Origin of the sequence: Snodgrassella sp. ESL0304 (assembly GCF_013344995.1) — a bacterium.
In the GTDB taxonomy this organism is placed as follows: Bacteria; Pseudomonadota; Gammaproteobacteria; order Burkholderiales; family Neisseriaceae; genus Snodgrassella; species Snodgrassella alvi.
The window spans coordinates 89,932-108,133 of record NZ_JAAEDR010000010.1; the positions used below are offsets into that span (position 1 = coordinate 89,932).

General features: G+C 40.2%; 28 protein-coding genes. All 28 read left to right on the forward strand.

The features are described 5' to 3' along the window. Positions 1-65: 65 nt before the first annotated feature. The 28 genes from GYX91_RS02270 (at position 66) to GYX91_RS02410 (ending at position 18,149) form a co-directional block, all read left to right on the forward strand. Entirely contained in the window at positions 66-587 is a 522-nt protein-coding gene (locus tag GYX91_RS02270) for a Rha family transcriptional regulator (RefSeq protein ID WP_144235822.1), read from the forward strand. Between the two features lie 3 nt (positions 588-590). Next, positions 591-1,040: a hypothetical protein gene (locus GYX91_RS02275; RefSeq protein ID WP_144235821.1), complete on the forward strand. Its 450-nt coding sequence runs from the start codon at positions 591-593 to the stop codon at positions 1,038-1,040. Next, complete coding sequence (locus GYX91_RS02280; protein ID WP_078474659.1) at positions 1,040-1,447, forward strand: hypothetical protein; 408 nt, start codon at positions 1,040-1,042, stop codon at positions 1,445-1,447. The genes GYX91_RS02275 and GYX91_RS02280 overlap by 1 nt, the downstream gene beginning before the upstream one ends. Positions 1,448-1,455: 8 nt before the next feature. Beyond that, entirely contained in the window at positions 1,456-1,656 is a 201-nt protein-coding gene (locus tag GYX91_RS02285) for a hypothetical protein (RefSeq protein ID WP_025330135.1), read from the forward strand. Continuing rightward, complete coding sequence (locus tag GYX91_RS02290) at positions 1,637-3,994, forward strand: phage tail tip lysozyme (RefSeq protein WP_174829844.1); 2,358 nt, start codon at positions 1,637-1,639, stop codon at positions 3,992-3,994. Before GYX91_RS02285 ends, GYX91_RS02290 begins: the two co-directional genes overlap by 20 nt. Before the next feature lie 233 nt (positions 3,995-4,227). Next, positions 4,228-4,755, forward strand: coding sequence for a hypothetical protein (locus GYX91_RS02295; protein ID WP_084585144.1), 528 nt, complete (start codon positions 4,228-4,230; stop codon positions 4,753-4,755). Positions 4,756-4,893: 138 nt separating this feature from the next. Continuing rightward, positions 4,894-5,835 (forward strand): SHOCT domain-containing protein, encoded by a 942-nt coding sequence (locus tag GYX91_RS02300; RefSeq protein WP_084585143.1) that lies wholly within the window; start codon positions 4,894-4,896, stop codon positions 5,833-5,835. Between the two features lie 431 nt (positions 5,836-6,266). After that, positions 6,267-6,764 (forward strand): hypothetical protein, encoded by a 498-nt coding sequence (locus GYX91_RS02305; RefSeq protein ID WP_084585142.1) that lies wholly within the window; start codon positions 6,267-6,269, stop codon positions 6,762-6,764. 83 nt (positions 6,765-6,847) lie between these two features. Further along, positions 6,848-7,369: a hypothetical protein gene (locus GYX91_RS02310; protein WP_174829845.1), complete on the forward strand. Its 522-nt coding sequence runs from the start codon at positions 6,848-6,850 to the stop codon at positions 7,367-7,369. Then, positions 7,356-8,150: an antA/AntB antirepressor family protein gene (locus GYX91_RS02315; protein ID WP_084585033.1), complete on the forward strand. Its 795-nt coding sequence runs from the start codon at positions 7,356-7,358 to the stop codon at positions 8,148-8,150. Before GYX91_RS02310 ends, GYX91_RS02315 begins: the two co-directional genes overlap by 14 nt. A gap of 107 nt (positions 8,151-8,257) precedes the next feature. After that, a complete protein-coding gene (locus GYX91_RS02320) occupies positions 8,258-8,536 on the forward strand; it encodes a type II toxin-antitoxin system RelE/ParE family toxin (protein ID WP_084585034.1) in 279 nt (92 codons plus the stop codon). Between the two features lie 157 nt (positions 8,537-8,693). Beyond that, a complete protein-coding gene (locus tag GYX91_RS02325; RefSeq protein WP_084585035.1) occupies positions 8,694-8,978 on the forward strand; it encodes a HigA family addiction module antitoxin in 285 nt (94 codons plus the stop codon). 80 nt (positions 8,979-9,058) lie between these two features. Then, a complete protein-coding gene (locus GYX91_RS02330; protein ID WP_084585036.1) occupies positions 9,059-9,268 on the forward strand; it encodes a hypothetical protein in 210 nt (69 codons plus the stop codon). Beyond that, positions 9,265-9,897 carry a type II toxin-antitoxin system death-on-curing family toxin gene (locus tag GYX91_RS02335; protein WP_194240742.1) on the forward strand — a complete coding sequence of 211 codons (633 nt, stop codon included), beginning with the start codon at positions 9,265-9,267 and terminating at the stop codon, positions 9,895-9,897. Before GYX91_RS02330 ends, GYX91_RS02335 begins: the two co-directional genes overlap by 4 nt. Before the next feature lie 98 nt (positions 9,898-9,995). After that, positions 9,996-10,622: a phage baseplate protein gene (locus tag GYX91_RS02340; RefSeq protein WP_100125163.1), complete on the forward strand. Its 627-nt coding sequence runs from the start codon at positions 9,996-9,998 to the stop codon at positions 10,620-10,622. Next, positions 10,619-10,897: a hypothetical protein gene (locus tag GYX91_RS02345; RefSeq protein ID WP_174829846.1), complete on the forward strand. Its 279-nt coding sequence runs from the start codon at positions 10,619-10,621 to the stop codon at positions 10,895-10,897. The genes GYX91_RS02340 and GYX91_RS02345 overlap by 4 nt, the downstream gene beginning before the upstream one ends. Beyond that, the gene (locus tag GYX91_RS02350; RefSeq protein ID WP_174829847.1) at positions 10,887-11,783 is read left to right on the forward strand and encodes a hypothetical protein; all 897 of its coding nucleotides are present in this window, start codon (positions 10,887-10,889) and stop codon (positions 11,781-11,783) included. Before GYX91_RS02345 ends, GYX91_RS02350 begins: the two co-directional genes overlap by 11 nt. Continuing rightward, complete coding sequence (locus GYX91_RS02355) at positions 11,761-12,471, forward strand: Gp138 family membrane-puncturing spike protein (protein WP_174829848.1); 711 nt, start codon at positions 11,761-11,763, stop codon at positions 12,469-12,471. Before GYX91_RS02350 ends, GYX91_RS02355 begins: the two co-directional genes overlap by 23 nt. Beyond that, positions 12,468-12,821: a hypothetical protein gene (locus GYX91_RS02360; RefSeq protein WP_174829849.1), complete on the forward strand. Its 354-nt coding sequence runs from the start codon at positions 12,468-12,470 to the stop codon at positions 12,819-12,821. Before GYX91_RS02355 ends, GYX91_RS02360 begins: the two co-directional genes overlap by 4 nt. Then, the gene (locus tag GYX91_RS02365) at positions 12,818-14,014 is read left to right on the forward strand and encodes a baseplate J/gp47 family protein (protein WP_174829850.1); all 1,197 of its coding nucleotides are present in this window, start codon (positions 12,818-12,820) and stop codon (positions 14,012-14,014) included. Before GYX91_RS02360 ends, GYX91_RS02365 begins: the two co-directional genes overlap by 4 nt. Positions 14,015-14,034: 20 nt before the next feature. Next, a complete protein-coding gene (locus tag GYX91_RS02370) occupies positions 14,035-14,643 on the forward strand; it encodes a DUF2612 domain-containing protein (RefSeq protein WP_174829851.1) in 609 nt (202 codons plus the stop codon). Beyond that, positions 14,640-15,035 carry a hypothetical protein gene (locus tag GYX91_RS02375; protein WP_084551412.1) on the forward strand — a complete coding sequence of 132 codons (396 nt, stop codon included), beginning with the start codon at positions 14,640-14,642 and terminating at the stop codon, positions 15,033-15,035. The genes GYX91_RS02370 and GYX91_RS02375 overlap by 4 nt, the downstream gene beginning before the upstream one ends. Further along, positions 14,933-15,709, forward strand: a complete 777-nt coding sequence (locus tag GYX91_RS11020) for a phage tail protein (RefSeq protein WP_238791305.1) — start codon at positions 14,933-14,935, stop codon at positions 15,707-15,709. The genes GYX91_RS02375 and GYX91_RS11020 overlap by 103 nt, the downstream gene beginning before the upstream one ends. A 10-nt stretch (positions 15,710-15,719) precedes the next feature. Further along, positions 15,720-16,361 (forward strand): hypothetical protein, encoded by a 642-nt coding sequence (locus GYX91_RS02390; protein WP_174829852.1) that lies wholly within the window; start codon positions 15,720-15,722, stop codon positions 16,359-16,361. Between the two features lie 44 nt (positions 16,362-16,405). Beyond that, positions 16,406-16,882: a hypothetical protein gene (locus GYX91_RS02395; RefSeq protein WP_174829853.1), complete on the forward strand. Its 477-nt coding sequence runs from the start codon at positions 16,406-16,408 to the stop codon at positions 16,880-16,882. Then, complete coding sequence (locus GYX91_RS02400) at positions 16,879-17,196, forward strand: hypothetical protein (protein ID WP_174829854.1); 318 nt, start codon at positions 16,879-16,881, stop codon at positions 17,194-17,196. Before GYX91_RS02395 ends, GYX91_RS02400 begins: the two co-directional genes overlap by 4 nt. Before the next feature lie 468 nt (positions 17,197-17,664). Beyond that, positions 17,665-17,940, forward strand: a complete 276-nt coding sequence (locus GYX91_RS02405) for a BrnT family toxin (protein ID WP_238791306.1) — start codon at positions 17,665-17,667, stop codon at positions 17,938-17,940. After that, a complete protein-coding gene (locus GYX91_RS02410; protein ID WP_025330149.1) occupies positions 17,937-18,149 on the forward strand; it encodes a BrnA antitoxin family protein in 213 nt (70 codons plus the stop codon). The genes GYX91_RS02405 and GYX91_RS02410 overlap by 4 nt, the downstream gene beginning before the upstream one ends. The last annotated feature ends 53 nt before the right edge of the window (positions 18,150-18,202 follow it).

Consider the following 18,202-nt stretch of genomic DNA (forward strand, 5'->3'; position numbering starts at 1 on the left):
AAAACCACCCTGAAAACCCGTACAAAATGTACGGGTTTTTATTTATTCATTTTAGGAAGACAACAATGCAAATTGAATTACCTGAAAATTCAGTATTTGTACATGGCGAAGAATTGAAAACAAATAGCCTTAAAGTGGCTGGTGCATTTGGGAAGAAACACTTCCATGTAATGCGTGATATTAAGAATATTACAGCACAAATACCTGATTCTTTTATCCAATCCAATTTTGGATTGGTTGAATATATTGATGGTAAAGGCCAGCTTCGCCCAATGTATGAGATGACCAAAGACGGCTTTATGTTGCTGGTGATGGGTTACAGCACTGAACAGGCTATGCAGATTAAAGTGGCATATATCAAAGAATTTAATTGCATGCAGTCCATGCTCAATAATCTAAATACATCAATAATGACTAAATTGCTGGCTGCGCTAGAAGCAGAAAAACAGTCATTTGCCACAGCGAGCCTAGCCGGCAAAATTCTACGCAAACGACAAACTGAAAAGCCAATTAACCAGGCAAAAATAATGTCTTATATACAGCAGTTACAGCCCTTATTAAACAATTTTGAAGTTTTAGGAGATTAAATCATGCCAATGGGACATAACCCGCTAACGATTACATCAGCCAATTCCGTACTTATGTTGCGCTGCACAGGTGTATACGACAACTATATTACGATGCAAGGCTTTCAGGCAGATAACGCATGGGGCTTTGGTGATGCCAATATCGCAGAAACCCGCATGGGTGTGGATGGTAAACAGTCAATGGGCTATACGCCGCACGAAGTGGAATGGACGCTGCATTTAGAAGCAAACAGCCCGTCAATCGAGCACATGGAGAATATTCGCAAAGACTTTAATGCCAATATGGAAACACGCCCGATTGATATTGTGGTTGAAATCCCGTCTGTAAAAAAACGCTACAGTGCTACTGGTGCACTGGTTAAATTAACCGGCGGGGCTTCCGGTCAGAAATTACTGGCAGGCAGCCAGTACACATTCAGATTAGTTCTGAATGGCGCAGAGGAGACTAACTGATGGCACGTAAAACAAGAACAATCAACATAGATACTGGTCGCGATAAAGGTAAAACCTTTCTGATCACCGAAATGCCGATTATGCAGGCGGATAAATGGGCACAACGCGCTCTGTTTGCCCTTGCCGGAAGCGGCATTGATACAGCGGGTATCAATCCGAACGGCGGCATGCTGGAAATGGCAAAACTGGCCATTAGTGTTATCAGCAGGATAGACCCGCAGATAGGCGGTGAATTACTGGATGAACTGCTTACCTGCGTGCAGATAGTGCCATCTGGCGGACTGGCGCGCAGTCTGAACGTAGAAAGTGATATTGAGGATTTAAAAACACTGTTTGAATTACGCAAAGAGGCTTTACTGGTGCATATCGATTTTTTAACGAACGGCAATCCCCTAGATATGAACTAACGGCGGGATTGCCTTTCCGTGAAGGCGTACTTGCACAAACAGTGAATGTCTCTTCTTTAGCCAGTCAGGTTATTACAGCCGGACTGGCTTCTTACGTTGAGCTTGATAGTGTGCTGGGGCTTGAGGATGTGCTGAATATTCTTGAGGTTTATCAGGTTTCTGAACATAACAAAATGTTGGTGAATAAGTATGACAACGAATATAGTTGAACAAATGCTTGTCGAGCTAATGCTTGATACATCTAAATTTGCTGCGCAGGCAGATAAAGCGGAAAAGAAAAATCAGGCACTAGAAAAGTCTCTGGATAAAACCGAAAAAGCCTCAAAGCAGGCTGGAAAGGCTAACGAGGAACTAGCGAAGAAATATCATTCCTCTATCGAACAGACAGCAAAATTCGGTCAGGCCATTGCAAAAGTAACTAAGGAGCTAACCGGATTTTTTGCTGTAATCATCGGCTCAACAGGGCTGTTTAAACTGGCTAATGATGCTGCGCATGCCAATATGGAAGTGTCAAAACTTTCCGGTCAGCTAGGTATGGCTACCGCGAGTATTACAGACTGGCAGAATGCGGCAGGCGCTTTCGGTGGCAGTGCGCAGGGTATGACAGCCTCTTTAACCAGCATTAAGCAGGCTATGAATGGGCTGGTTATGTTTGGTGACGCCAGCATGCTGCCTTATTTCAACGCCTTGGGCGTCAGTGTTGTTGATAATGCCGGTAAGGTTCGCAAGCTGGATGATGTAATGCTTGATCTGGCTGATTCATTCCAGAAAATGCCAAAAGAACAGGCTTATACAATCGGTAAAAAAATGGGCTTTGATGACGGCACAATCAACGCCTTAATTTCTGGTCGCAAAGAGTTACAGGAAATTCTGGATATTCAGAAAAGAATGTATCACTCAGACGGGGAAGCCATTGTCCGTAGTCGCGAATTAACCAAACAGCAGGCGATATTGAGCGCACACTGGCAAAGCATGAAGCAGTTGGTGGGTGATGCATTAACACCAATATTGCTTACTCTGATTAAGGTAGTAAACAGCTTCTTTGAGTTTCTGCAACGGCATGAAAAGGTTGTTAAAGCGGTATTCCAGACCGCAGCCATCGTAATCGGTATGCTGCTGATTCCTACCTTACTAAGTGCTGGACGTGCATTGTTGGCGTTTATTGCTCCGTTTACTCCGTTAATTAAAGTATTTGGGTTATTGGGTGCAGCCATCAGCCCAGTTACGATTGCCATTACTGCTTTAGGTGCAGCTTTCTTGTTGTTATTAGACGATTACGACACTTGGGCTAAGGGCGGTAAATCTCTGTTTGACTGGACAGCCTTTGCTAATGGCATTAAAAACAGCAAAATAATGATTGATGCACTTGGGGAGTCGTTTAAAAAATTAAGCGCATCATTTTCTGATATGGCTACCGAAATGATTGCCAAGGCGACGGGTGAGAAAAAAGAGGATATATCCGATTTCATCGGTGAAAGTGCGTATCGTTTATTTCACGGAGGCAAAACATATGAAGAAGTAAACGGCTCTTATAAACCACCAACTAAGCCAATTGTGATTGGAAAGAAAGGAGCTTCTAACGGTACTTCTGCGGATACAGCAGTGAAAACAGCGGATTACGCCACCGGACATGCTTTAAAGGCTAGTGCGCAAAAGTGTGCTGAATATGTTAATAACGCATTAAGAGCACAGGGTATTAAAATCTGGGGACATGGGCGCGATGTAGCAGGTAATTTACTTAAAACAGGAAAATTTCAAAGTATTGCCTACAATGGTAAGTATATTGCCCAGAAAGGAGACGTTATGTCCATACCAAGCATAGCAGGGCATCCGCATGGGCACGTTGCAATATTTAATGGTGAATATTGGGTTTCAGATTACATTCAGACTAACAAAAGAGGGAACACTGCTGCTCCTGGAGATGATTATTTTGCTGCGATCAAAGCAGGTAAAATTACGCCGGTTATTGCACGTATGAAATCATCAGAAACGCCAAACCAGAAGAAAACGGCAGCCAGTGTACCTGTAAAAGGAAATATGAATTATGCTCAGCAAATCTATACATCTCTTCGTGAACACGGTTTGTCCGCACAGCAAGCGAGAATAATGACTGCTGAGATTGGTCGGGAAAATTCATTTAATCCGGATTTTCTTTTTGGTTCGCATACAGACCCGAAAAATGGCGCAACAAATATTGGACTGATTTCTTGGCAGGGAATTCGGGCTAAAAAGCTAATTGCGGAATTAACAGCAAAGGGTTTATATAAAAACGGGAAAATAACCAGATCAAAAGCTTCACTTGATGAAATGGTTAAGTATATGCTGTCTGAAATATCCAACAACCCCGCGTACTCCAAAACCAAAAAAGAATTTTTGGATAATCCGAATGTCGCATACGATAAAGGACACAAAATATTAGGTGATAATTATATTATCTGGCGACAGGATGACCCAAAATACAAGAGCGGGCATGACAGACGGGATACTTTTTTTAAACAGACTGCTAATATGGAAATGGCGTATAACGCAAATCGAATATCAAAATGAGTTAGCCAAGGCAATCAGTTAGCTGGAGGTAATACAGCAACACATACAGACAATAGAAAATATGTTAATGTTAATATACCAAATATGAATGTTAACACTTCATCAAATACTGTTAGTGGAAATACTGTAGCAGCGATGAAAGAAACACAAAACTATATGTTTAATCAACTTGGAGTATCGATGACATAACTTAGTTAAATAAATATTTTGAAATTTTTATCAGAAAGAAAAAAATGAAAAAAATACTTTTTGTCTTATTAGGTTTATTTATTGGCGCATGTGCAAATGCGGAAAGCCCTCAAGTACAGTACATAAAGGGGATGTATGATTTAAATGCATCTCTATTAAAAGGAGGTATAACAAAAGATAGTGCTTTAAATATTTATCAAGATGTTGATGAATCTTTTTTTTTAGAATATCTCGATGAGAATATAAAAAAACTATATGCAAGAAATAATGAATATCAGGAAATAAGCGGAGACATAGCCTGTCTGGATCATAATGTTTTATGGCAAGGGCAAGACATGAATCCTTTTGCTAAATTAACGTTTTCTGAGCCAAGTGAAGGTAGAGTTAAAGTAACAATAGGTGCAACCAGAGGCATGGAGCAGCGTTCTGTTACTTATCAGGTTAAATGTCAAAAAGACGGGGATTGCAAAATTACTGAAATATTTGAATGGGGAAAACCTTTTACTAAAGAAATGTCTAAGTGTCTAGATGATTTTTATCGCACTGAAATCAAAAAACATCGAAAGAAATAAACTTACGTTTAACCAGCTTGGAATTTGAAGAACATGAAGAAATCTGTTTTATCCGGTATAGCATGTTTGAGGTTTTGTTCATCTTGATTTGTTTGTAGTAACTTAGATAAAAACTTTGATACTGCATAAGGATTTTTTATGTCTAAACCATCATTAACAAATGAACTTACACGCTTGTATGAATTACTGGAAAAAGGGGCAATAACTCAGGAAGAGTATGAAGAACACAAAGCTTTATTACTAAACCAAGCCCGTAATACATCTACCTATAATAATGGGTATGGTGATCCAGCTCAAACAAAGCCAACTGAGACAAAGCCGCAGATTATCATTAATCAAAGTGCATCTGCGGCTGCATCATCTAGCGCGACTGCTGTCGCCAAAAATGGCGGCTGTTTAAAAAGCATCTTGGCAACGATTGGTTTTTTTGTGGTGGTTGGTGTATTGTTAGAAACATGCTCAAGTAACAAAAAAACGACTGAAAATACTCCAGTATCAAATAACACGCAGACAGTTGCTAATACAGATAATCAAAATACATCTCAGGAAGATATTCAAGCTTTATTACAAAGTGCAAAACTTGAAAATACGGCAGTGAATAACGAAATAAATACTTTATGGAAGAATATGGATGTAGATGTACGAAATTATTTAAAATCTCAACAAGTCATTTGGAATCGTGATAAGAAAAAACAGTGTCAATCTAATGCGTACTCCTCACCTGAAGAAAACCAAATAGCATATTTAAACTGTGAGACTGAATTGACGCGTAGCCGTATTTCAGAACTTCAAGCACAGCAGGATCAAGTTTATGCCAACGTAAAAGAAGCAAAGCTACAGAAATTAAAGCAAGAAGCAGATGATTCAATAAAAACACTAGAAACAACATGGGATGCTATACCAGAATCAATTAGAGATCAGTTAAGCTCAAACCTTAAAAGTTGGACTAAGAGTGCGGATAATGAATGCAATTCAGAAAAGCCGGCTGATACGGAGGTGCAGATAGAAATTAACCGGTTTAACTGTAGAATAAAGCTGATAAAAGCCAAAACCAAAGAGCTTGAGGGATATAAACTTTAATCTTGATTCTGTTACGCAATCAAAACCACTTTTCGGAGTGATTTTTTTAATTCAAGTAGTGCACACCCAAAGAATTACGTAAAACCATGTGGACGGCTGCGTTAATTATTCTGATGATTATAATTGCATGGAGATTGCCTGAGATTATCAGTGCTATCAAATAGTGAATTTGTAGCCAAAGTGTTCGGAAAAGAACGTTGCAATGTTGTGGTTAATATAAAAGCATAAATGTTAAATATTTATCAAATACTGTTAGTTTGAATACTATGGTCGCGATGAAAGAAACACAAAACTATATTTTTAATCAGTTTAGAGTATTGATGACATGATTAAGAAATTAATTGTTTCAACAGCCATGCTGTACACAATCGACAGCGTGCGATTTAGAAAATAAACAATTATATATTTAATTAACTTGAAAGTTCTGTTATATGAAAAAACTATTACTTGCTGTTTTGGGATTATGTATCAGTTCAGGCGTTTTTGCCGAAAGCCCTCAAGTGCAGTACATAAAAAGAATGTATAAAGAAAGCGTAAAGCTTGAGACCAGAGAAACAAATTATGATTATGATTCCTATGTAAAATATTTTGATAGCAACATCAGAAAATTATACGATAGAAATGATGAATACGGAGAGGCAACTGAGGGTATAGCTTGTATTGATTATGATGTTTTATGGCAGGTGAATGAGTTAAATCCAAAGGCCAAGCTAACATTTACCGAACCAAGCACAGGTAGGGTTAAAGTAACAATAGGTGCAACCAAAGACTTGAAGCAGCGTTCAGTTACTTATCAGGTTAAATGTCAAAAAGACGGGGATTGCAAAATTACCGAAATATTTGAAAGGGGAAAACCTTTTACCAAAAAAATGTCTAAATGTCTTGATGATTTTTATCGCACCGAAATCAAAAAACATCGAAATAAATAAACTATTTATTTAACCAGTTTGGAGTTTCAATAACATAACTTAGCTAAATAAATATTTTGAAATTTTTTATCAGAAAGAAAAAAATGAAAAAAATTCTTTTTGTCTTATTAGGTTTATTTATTGGTGCATGTGCAAATGCGGAAAGTCCACAATTACAATTTATAAAGGGGATGTATGATTCAAATATATCTAAATTAAAAGCAGACGAAACAAAAGATAACAAATCAGATTATAGAACTATTAAAGATCATTACTCTTTTTTTTCAAAATATCTGGATGATAATATAAAAAGACTATATTCTAAATATACCAAAGAAAAGAGCTTAGATGAGACACCGCTCGGACTACGCAGAGATTGTAATTATTTTTATTATCTATTTATATGGATGGGTCTATATCTAGATCCTTCTGCTAAATTAACGTTTTCTGAGCCAAGTGAAAACATGGTTCAAGTAACAGTAGGTGCAACCAAAAAGACGGATGTAGAAGGTACTGTTACTTATTTGGTAAGATGTCAAAAAGATGGTGATTGTAAAATTGCTGATATATACAAATGGGGAAATTTCTTTACACAACATCTAGCATTTAAATGTGGTCTGTTGTAATACATGTAATTACACTGTTGTTCGGGACTTATCAAATTGGATTAAGGGAAGAATTGTAGAGTATGGCTTTGTAGATGGAGTGGATTTTATTCGCTCGCCAAAATTGGCGAGCGATCTAAGTAACTCATCTAATGGGAATAATTCTAAACGAGGCGGACAAAGCAAAATTGAATACTATCTAATTTTAGATATGGCTAAAGAGCTGGCGATGGTTGAGAAAACCGAAATCGGTCGTCAGGTACGAAAATATTTTATTCAATGTGAGCGTGAGCGATTTATAGGAATACAGCATAAAGCCATCAGCCACCTAATCAGTAAAGAACAGGCAGATACAATACAACGCGCAGTAGAAGAACGCAGCCAGCGAACAGGCGAGCCGTATCAGAAAATATATGCCGGTTTGCATACCTATCTGAACATCGACAGTTACAGAGCCATGCCGGTTGAACATTACACCGCTGCTCTGAAATACTTGGAAAGCATACCGAATGCGCCTGATATGTTTAAATCTGCTGTTGTTGAAAACAATGTTTTGCGTACTATCAATGCAGACGGACGCTGGCTGGTAATTGTTAAAAATAACAGAGTTACATATGCAGAGAATATCAACGGTTATAACTGTATCAAGACTGATGTGTTTAAAAAACTGTTGATACAGACAAAGCAGCAGGCAGAGTATCTGATGGAGCTGGCAAAACGCATGAGGGTAATATACGGGGAATGCGACAGCTCAAGGCTAGATCGCCCGATTGAAGAGCTGCATCCTAAGTTTATTATTTGATTTTATTGCATATTAAAAACCACTTTTAGGAGTGGTTTTTTTTAATTTATAGTAAAATATCTTGATTTAATGTATACTTATAGTATACATTTCTCAATAAGGTACTTATGATAAATAGTTTTAAACACAAGGGGCTTGAACAATTTTATCTTAGAGGTATTAAGGCAGGTATTCAGAATGCACATTGTAAGAAGTTACGCATTTTATTATCAGCTCTGGCTGCTGCGGCAGAACTTAAAGATATGAATAAGCCTGGTTGGAATTTGCATCAGTTAAAAGGTGATTTAAATGGACATTGGGCGGTTACTATAAGCGGTAATTGGCGTTTAACTTTTAAATATGATGGAAAAGATGCAGATTTAGTAGATTACCAAGATTATCATTGAGACATATTAGTTATTTAAAATTTTCATAAAAATTGATTATTAAACTTTATTTAAAATTTTCATAAAAAATTGATTATTAAACTTTATTTAAAATTATAATAAAATATTCAAATTATTCATTATCAAAATTCATTATCAAAGAAAGAAAGTTAGGCGTATGAACATGTACAATCCTTGCCATGCAGGTGAAGTATTAAAAGAATATTTAGGTGAGACCAGCATCAGTACAGCCGCCAAACATTTAGGAATAACACGGCCAGCTCTATCTAGAATCATTAATGGGAAAGCTGGAATTAGTACTGATATGGCAGTAAGGTTATCCATCTTATTGAATACCAGCCCGCAATTCTGGATTAATTTGCAGGTTAATTATGATTTATGGATAGCTAGTCAGAAATCATACGCCGATGTAGTTCCACTAAATACGGTATTATCCACCTAACAAAACAAGCCGGTACCATTCCGGCTTTTTATACTCTTATTAAAGTGTATGATAGAATAAAATAATTTGAGGAATAAATTATGGAAAATATTGAGAAAAATCTTAGTATTATAAAGTCATTAGAGACAGATATTATCAATAAAGTTTCAGCCAAAGCAGATAAGATATTTCAGGAATCTATGGAGGAAAGACAATTGAGAATGAAAACGGTTGATGCAGATAAAGCCTTTGATGAATTACTAAAAAAACCAGAAATATTAAATGTATTTATTCGTTTGCGTGATAAATGAATTCAATTACGTATATTACATTAGAAGAAGCTATTGCCAAACATGATGCAATAATTTTGGCAAGCGGAGGATTATTAGGGCTTCGTGATGAGGGATTGTTAATTAGTGCTTTAACACTGATTCAAAACGATTTGTATTATCCAACATTTTCTTCAAAATTAGTTCATTTAATCTTTTCAATAAATAAAAATCATTGTTTTATAGATGGTAATAAACGTGCATCAGTTAGCTTAGCGGGATCATTTCTGTTAAAGAATGGATTGCCATTTGAGTTTGTATCAGATTTCATTATTATGATGGAAGAAATAGTTGTATGGCTTGCAAATGATGAAATTACTAAAAATACTCTAGCATTAATAATAATGTTTTTATTTTGTAAATTTGAAAGTGATAAAGATGATCATTGTTTGTGGATTAAAAAGCTTGTAATAACTCAGAGAGAGATAGAAAAGAAGTATCTTAATATAATTCAAATGGCTAATATTATGATTAGCGAATTAAAAAAAACGAATCGGATCAATGAAATACAAATTCATGAAGATAGAATAACTAATGCAGAAAAAGAGATACGTTCAGCACAAACGCAAATAAAAATATGGGAATTGATATTAAAATTTCTTCAAAATTAATTTATTAGTGTTTTTTCTTTTATTTTAACGGATTCAAGCCAGCCATGCGCTGGCTTTTCTATTGCAGCCTTCGGGCTGTTTTTTTATTGGAGTAGACTATGCTGCCAATTGACGGTATTCCTAACATACCAAACTTTAAAGGCTTGAATGTTGCCGGTACTAATGCCCTGATCAGTCTGGGCGGGGCAGCATTGATAAATGCCGTATTCGGTAATTACTGGGGCGTATTTAACGAGTATGGAATACCCATTCTGCTGGCTGATAACGTTACCTCTCTTAAGTACAGTAATTCCGCCAAAATAGCACAGGCACCGGTTGAAAAAGGCTCATTCGCCTGTTACAACAAAGTCGCCAATCCGTATAAAGCCACTGTACAGCTTACCAAAGGCTCAGGAGGCACTTTAATGCGCGGCGTGTTTCTCGGACAGATTGAAACACTGGCTGCCAGTACACTGCTGTTTTACATCATTACACCTGAATATGTTTATACCAACGCCTGTATTGTCGGTTACGACACCGCGCGTGAAGCGTCAGACGGTGCGCAACTGATTAAAGTAAATCTCCATCTAGAAGAAGTGCGCGAAGTGGTAGTGAAATACGATACCGAAGAGGTAAAAAATCCTGATGATGCAAAAGAAAGCGACGGCGGAGAAAAGCAGCCCGAAAAACCCGGGGAATCTTTGCTATATCAGGCAGTAAACGCTATTAAAGGGTGGTTTAAATGAGAACAGTAACCATACCGCTGGATGCTAATCCTAATCAGAATATTTCTTTTGTGATTAACGGCAGTCGCTGGCATATCCGATTGTTTACACGGCTGGGACAGCTTTTTGCCAGCGTAGAAAACGACAAAGACGGCGTACAGGTACAAAACCGCGTCTGTCTCAACGGAACGCCGATAACCAAAAATCTTGTATTTATAGATACCCATGGCAGCGATAACCCGACTTACACCGGCTTAAATAGCCGGTTTTTTTTGGTATATACCGATGAAACGTAAACAGATAAAAGTAACCGTTACCCTGCGGGACAAGGACAAACAGGGTGAGCATATTGTTTTTGCCGGCAATCATAACCAGATCAGCGCAACAGGCTTTCGTGTGATATGCAATATCATGTTCGGTTATGGCTCAGTAATGCCGGTAGCACAAATACGAATCTACGGGCTGGCACTGGAGAAAATGGCCAAACTGTTCCGTGTACACTGGAATACGCTTGATGCATTGATGAACAGGGTAAAAGTTGAAGTCGGAGAAGAGGGTGAGCAGCTGATTACTGAATTTGAAGGCAATATTACTTTTGCAACGATGGATTTTTCCGTGGCTCCCGATGTCTGTCTGGTTATTGAATCTCAGGCGGCCATGCTGGAGTACAAAAAACCGCAGCCGCCGTATGAAAAAGAAGGCGAGGTGGATATTGCCGATGCAATCAAGGATATCTGCGACAGCATGGGTTATCAGCTTGAGAATAACGGCGTATCTGCAATCACCAAAAACCTGACCTTAAACGGCTCTAATCTGGATAAGCTTAAAACGCTTGAACATGATTTTGAGTTTGATATGTACATTGAGAATAACCTGATTGCGGTTACACCGAAAGGCGGCTCACGCAACATCAAAATTCCGGTCATTACGCCCGCCTCAGGGTTGATCAGCTATCCGGTACCCGATATACGCGGCGTAACTTTTAAATGCCTGTACGACCCGTTATTGCGTTTCGGCGGTATCTGCAAGATACAGGATAGCCAGGTTGAAGTATGTAACGGCGAATGGCGCATATACGGCATGCATAAAAGCCTTGAATCCAATCAGCCGGACGGGAACTGGTTTTGTGATATAGCCGCAACATGGAGAGACAGCAAAGATGCAGCAATCAGCAGAATATGAAAATCTGGACAACCTGAATATCAATCATTCACTAGGCGGAGCAGCAGAATTTAACGCGGTTATTTCCAACCTGATATCGCGGGTTCAGACCGTAACCCTTGTCAAAGTGCTGGCGGTTTCAGGTACCGGTGTCAGTCCGGTGGGTGAAGTAAACGTACAGCCGCTGGTGCAGATGCTTGACGGTGCAGGTAATGTCTACTCACCAGGCAGAATATTCAGCGTTCCGTATTTCCGCTTACAGGGCGGCAGCAATGCGGTTATCTGCGATCCGGTCGCAGGCGATATCGGCTTATGTGCTTTTGCCTCACGCGACATATCCGCAGTTAAGCGCAATAAAGCCGAATCCGCACCCGGCAGCCGCCGCCAGCATGACTGGAATGACGGGCTGTATATCGGCGGATTTTTAAACGGCACACCGCAGCAGTACATCAGTTTTTCAGACAGCGGCATAGTGATTCATTCACCGACCAGTATCACGCTGGAAGCTCCATCTATCAGCATGCAAGCTTCAGCGGTAACCACTACGACAGGCAGCTATGCAGTTAATGCTTTACAGACAGCGCAGTTTACCGGTGGTGGCGGTATCAGTGCCGATGGAGATGTTAAAGCCGGTTCAGTCAGTCTGCAAAATCACACTCACAAAGGTGTGACTACTGGTAACGGCAATACAGGGAAGCACAATTCATGAAAACATTATTTTTAATGCCTGATACATGGGATCTGGTGCTTGATGCTAATGGCAATATTGCTGTCGCTGAAAGTACCTATCAGCAAGCACAGGACATTGCCAGCGCCTGCCGTACCATAAAAGAAGATATGTATTTTAACCAGCAGGAGGGAATACCGTATTTAACGCGCATTCTTGGCAATGGTCGCTATCCACTGGCTTTATATCGCAAACATCTTCATGATGCCGCGCTGAGCGTCCCCGGAGTCGTCACAGCTCAGGCAGAGTTAATGCTTGACGGTGACCGGATTATCCACGGACAGATTAAATTTACCAACAGCAATCATAAAACGGGAGTAATTGGTTTATGAGCATTCCGCAATTACAGGTTACTGATAAGGGGATTATTGCACCGTCTACAGATGAAGTAATTAGTGGCTTATGGGAACTGTTCAGAAATGCTTTCGGGCAGGACTTGAATACGGCCATGAATACACCGCAAGGGCAGTTAGTAACTTCTCTGGCCGCCATTATTACCGATGAGCGCAATCAGATGATAACCCTGCTGAATCAGTTCGATCCGCGTTATGCGCAGGGTATCTGGCAGGACGGGCTGGGTTATATTTATTTTATGACCCGCAAGCAGGCTACACATTCCAGTGTAATACTGGTGCTGAACGGGCTGGCCGGGGTAACCATTCCAGCCGGTACGATATTTAATGATGATAACGGTAATAAATGGCAGTTAACTAACGAAGCAACCATTGCTCAGGACGGTAAAGTAAGCGTGTATGCGCAGTGCGTATCTGCCGGCAATATCAATGCCGTACCCGATACGATTACCGGTATCCCTAAAGCAATTACCGGCCTTGATCGGGTAACCAATCCATATGCTGCCGTTGCCGGTGTTGAAGAAGAAAGCCGGCTGGATTTTGAAAAACGCCGGCGGGCTTCAGTAGCCATTAACAGTAAAAATACCAATGCCTCAACTTACGGCGCGGTGGCTGATTTAGCCGATGTTAAAGATGTGTATGTTATCGACAATCCGACAGATGAGACTATACAGGTTGGCACCACCAATTATCCGGTTATCCGTAACAGTATTCTGGTTTCCGTAGTGGGCGGAGATGATGAAACCATTGCCCGTGCCATTTTGAACAAAGCCGGCTCGGGCTGTTCTTTTAATGGCAATACAGAATGCGTGATAGCGGATACGGAAAATTTCCCTGTCAGACCGCCGACATACGCCGTAAAATTTTTACGACCGGCTTTTGTGCCGGTTTTTTTTCAGGTTATGGTTGATGATCCTGATTTGCTGTCATATCAGGATAGCGAGGCTGTAAAAGAGGCCATTATTACCGGTTTTGCAACCGGAGCCGCAAAAGCGGCAATCGGGCAGCCGGTTATTGCTTCTAAATTTGTCTGTCCGGTTGCTGCTGCTATTCCTCATTTAAGTATTGTGTCGCTGCGGGTGAGTAAGGACGGTGAAAAATGGGCAGACATGCTTGAAATCGGCGTGGATGAATACCCGACAGCCTCTATTTATCAGATTAAAATATCATGAAAAATATTCAAGACACTTTAATGTCACAGTATGCAAACAGTCCGGTTATCTGCAATCTGATTGAAAGCATGAATGAATGCATAGACCCTGCCAGATCAATTGATGATTTTTACCGACTGGCTTTCAATGTGAAAACTGCACAGAGTTTCGGGCTGGATATCTGGGGGCGGATTGTGGGCGTAAATCGCAATATCAGTATTCCGCCTGATGATATTGATACTTTCGGCTTTAAAACCACTCCGCAAGCTTTTACACCATTTAATAACCAACCATTTAGCGCCTCCGGAGCGCGATTTGTTGCTTATAAGTTATCGGATGAGCGTTTCCGCTTGCTTATTATGATTAAGGCGGCCGCTAACATTATTCATGCAACGGCGCCAAATATTAATAAATACCTGCGCATGATATTTCCGGAGAAGCGCGTGTATTTTTTAATTACCGGCCACATGAAAGGGCGGTATTTTTTTGAATTCACGCCCAATAAATTTGAAAGGCATATTATCTATAACCTGCAATTATTACCGCGCCCGTCCGGCGTCTTAATTGATTATCGTGAATCCCCGCCCGCGGGGATTTTTGGTTTTTCCGGAACAGGTTTTCAACCATTTAACCAGGGAAGTTTCGCATGAGTAAAAATCCAGTATTAATCCCGCAGGCGTTTGCGGCTAACGGCAGTAAAAACAATATTCAAAACACAAGGCAGACTGGGCAAGATCCAGAGGATGCAACATGGAGCGACGGTTTCCCGAACGTAACCATGCAGCCGATAGAATCGGGCGGCTTGCCTCCAAAGGGGATGGACTTTAACGGTATCCTTAACGCTTTATCCGCCACTATTGTACATATGCAGAAAGGCAATCTGTTCTATTTTGATAAGCCTATTGCGATGCTTTTGGCGGGTATCAGAAAGGTGCGATATTGCTGGCTGATGATGGTACGAAAGTATTTATCTCAGTTGCAGATAAGAACACCAACAACCCTAATCAGAATCCCCAATACTGGGAGGTTATTGCCGGCATAGGGCTTAACGCTGTTTCAGCCTCAAAATTATTTGAAGGACGCAATATTGGCGGGGGTTTCTTTGACGGTACGCAGGACATAGATCTGCCCGGCGTGAATACCAGAGGTAACCAAGATACAACAGGCAATGCCGCAACTGCCACAAGGCTACAGAATGCAGTCTGTATTAATGGCATACCGTTTGACGGTAGCAAAGATATTAATGCCACGCCTGCCGGAGCTGTGCAGTTTTTCGCTATGGATACCGCACCTGTCGGCTGGTTAAAGGTTAACGGCGCAGCAGTATCACGCATATCATATGCCAGTCTGTATGCGGCTATTGGTACACGCTTCGGTGCAGGGGACGGGAAAACTACCTTTAACCTGCCGGATTTAAGAGGTGAGTTTTTACGCGCATATGATGAGGGTAGAGGCGTTGATGATGGCAGGCAGTTAGGGAGCCGCCAGTCAGATACAGTACAGCGTATGACTGGTGAAATTGGTGATATCACTTTTGTGGGTAAGGATTATTCCGATGGTGTTTTTAGCAGAGAGAATGTAAGTACTGCAAAAATCGGAACGGTCACACCATTAACACTAAACTTTAAAGTTAAATTTGACAATGCGGCAGTAGCAAGAACATCAGCAGAAACACGACCACGCAATATTGCACTGCTTGCCTGTATTAAAATTTAAGGAGTAATGAATGAAAGAATATTCACCAACTATTCCCGTTTGCCAGCTGGACGAAAATAACTATTTTATCGGTATGACTATAGCGGATTTAGACCCTCTTAACACGGATGGTAATTACCTGATACCTTGGCTGTGCATCATCGCTGATGAGCCTGAATTAAAAGCAGGCTACATTCCGCAATGGTTGGGCAACGTCTGGAAATATATTGAAGATCATCGCGGCGAAACCGTTTACAGCAAACAAACCAGCGAACGCATTCGCATATCTGAACTGGAAGTGCTACCGGATGATGTAACAACGCAGGCGCCATTACCCTATAGCGAATGGTCAGAAAAGGCAGAAACATGGATAGAAGTGTCTAATGCCGACGAATTGCGTCTGCTCGATAAAAGAAAAAATGCCGGTATGCTGAATCGCAGCCAGATATTAACTCAGATTGAGCTGGAGTACGGGAAAAATAAGGAAAAACTGGTGGAAATCGCTGAGCGAGAATTAACTGGTATTCATCTGATTAAAGTGCGTAATGCCATCATGGAAGCAGAGACATTCACACTGGAAAATGATGATATCTGGCAGTTTTTTACTGATACCTTGGATATTGATCAGGACAGGCTGTTCCGGCTATGGGAAGAAGCTAAAAGCAACTATTAACTGATAACCGCTGAAAAGCGGTTTTTTTACGGAGTAAATATGTCATGATAAAAGTGATTAAATGGTTTTACTGGTTACTGGACTTCCGGTTTTTACCGGACAGACTGCAAAACTGGCTGTTCGGTACCGGCACGCGAATAATCGAAGTACTGAACGGATTCGCCATGCTGGGTTTTGCACTGGTGTTTGGCCTGCATGGTGACGAGATAATTAAGGAGGATTTATACGGCAAATTCCCGCATTTATACCCTAAGGTGTTTGTGATCATTTTAATTATGGTTGCCATCGGGCAGCTATTTACTGCCTTTTGTCATTCCAGCCGCAGCAATATTCTTTCCGGTTGTTGCCTATTGTGGTCGGCACTGATCTGGTTTGTGATATCCGGAACGTTTATCGCCGCCTATCCGCCACTGTCCACAGGCATGACCACTTATCCGCTGATTGCCATCATATGCGCACTGGCCGGCAGGAATCTGATTAAAAACACGCAACAGGCAGAAGATAAAAAAGGCGGTGAATGATGAATGAAGCATTTACACTGGCGACTTATTTTGCCCTTGCCGGTGGCTTTCTGGGCTCGCTGGTAGTGTCTGATTACCGACGCTCTGGCGTCATGCTCACTGTGACATTCATCATTATAGGCATGGTTTTTTCAGCCGCAGTAACAGAGTATTTCTTTACACAGGATCACCCGTGGCTGTTTGCCGGTGCCGGTGTGTTTGCCGGAATGGCTTCTAACAAAGCAACTGCGCCAAAGCTGGCTAAAAAACTGATTAATGCTGTGTGTAACAGGGCGGAAAAGATAATCGGTGATACAGATGATAATCAGAAATAGGGTGCCGGCTGGTGGGCCAACTTGATTCTGTTATGCAATCAACTGCCCTGTTTTAGTATCTAATATTGATAGTGATTTGATTGTGTAATAGATTCAAGCTGGCTAAATGCCGGCTTTTCTATTGCAGTCTCAGAGCAACTTTTTACAGAACGTTTAATTATAGCTTATTCAACTATTACAGTAGCTAATTCTATTATTATGGCAGAAAAATACAAAGGAATTAATAATTTAACCTCCAAAATAACTTACACAAGGGAATACAACAAACATCTTTAGTGTCGCCATTGGCAGGGGTCATCAAAATGATGATTCCCACCTTTGATTGCTTGTTAGCTTTCTCTGTTGCGGCTGCCAAGTTAGACCCATACCATAGATGATATGAAAAATCATCTATATGAAAATTAACTACTTGTTATATATTTAACATATAAATATAATATATTTATAACTAAGGGGATAGAATGATTAATGGCTTTGAATGGAATCAGGAAAAAGCAGCAAGCAATATCAAAAAAGCATGGCGTATCATTTGATGAAGCTGTTACAGTATTTTGGGACGAAAATGCCTTGATAATTAATGATCCAGATCATTCCGAAGATGAAGACCGTTTCATATTGCTAGGGATGAGTGAGAATTTACGCATATTAGTGGTTATTCATTGTGAAAGAGGCGATACAATCCGTTTGATTTCTGCAAGGACTGCTACCAAGCAAGAACGCAAACAATACGAGGCACATTTATGAAAAAAGAGTACGATTTTAGTCAGGCAAAACGCAATCCGTATTCCGGACAGTTAAAGAAAACAATCACTATTCGGATTGATGAAGATAGTATTACTTATTTCAAAGATATGGCTGATGAAACCGGATTACCGTATCAGGTTTTAATGAATATGTATTTAAAAGATTGCGCCGAAAATAAGCGTAAGCTTGATATTAAATGGACTAAGTGAGTTTTTGGGAATTGAATAAGCTGCCAGTAGGCAGCTTTTTTTATGGCAAAAAA